The sequence below is a fragment of the Vibrio sp. 2134-1 genome, from assembly GCF_033339495.1.
This window is the reverse complement of record NZ_JAWOUS010000869.1, coordinates 1-539: the sequence shown is the minus strand read 5'-3', so window position 1 is coordinate 539 and position 539 is coordinate 1. Positions and strand designations below refer to the sequence as shown.

The 539-nt window shown below is 45.6% G+C and carries 1 pseudogene; it reads right to left on the bottom strand.

Annotated features, from left to right (window positions below):
• Positions 1-216 precede the first annotated feature (216 nt).
• A pseudogene (locus tag R7R78_RS28980) lies at positions 217-539 on the bottom strand (peroxidase family protein); the annotation flags it as partial.

Below are 539 nucleotides of genomic sequence, written 5' to 3'. Positions count from 1 at the left end.
ATTCCTATTGGTTTTGCACCTTGGTGCCAGCTTTATGCATCACTTTATTAAGCAGGACGGAACGTTGCTGAGAATGTTGGGCAAAGCTTGATAAGACAAAACAAGAATGTGCTTCGAAGGTTTCTGAGTAACAAAATGGCAGGTAAGTGATACCTGCCATTTTAATATAAGCGAAAGGATGCCTAATTGTTAGATTAGGCTTCGCTTTGGATGACATCAAAATCGGTCGGCGTTCATCACTTTGGTCCACGCGGCGACAAAGTCTTCAACGAATTTTCCTGCGTTGTCATCTTGTGCATACAGTTCGGCATAGGCTCTGAGTATTGAGTTTGAACCGAAGACAAGATCGACGCGGGTCGCTATCCATTTTACATCTTTAGAGCGACGGCTGCGGATTTCGTAAAGGTTTTCGCCAACGGGCTCCCACGTGTAGTTCATGTCGGTTAGGTTAATGAAAAAATCGTTGGTAAGTTGGCCGACTCGGTCTGTGAACACACCGTGTTTGCTACCGCCATGATTTGTGCCAAGAACGCGCATCC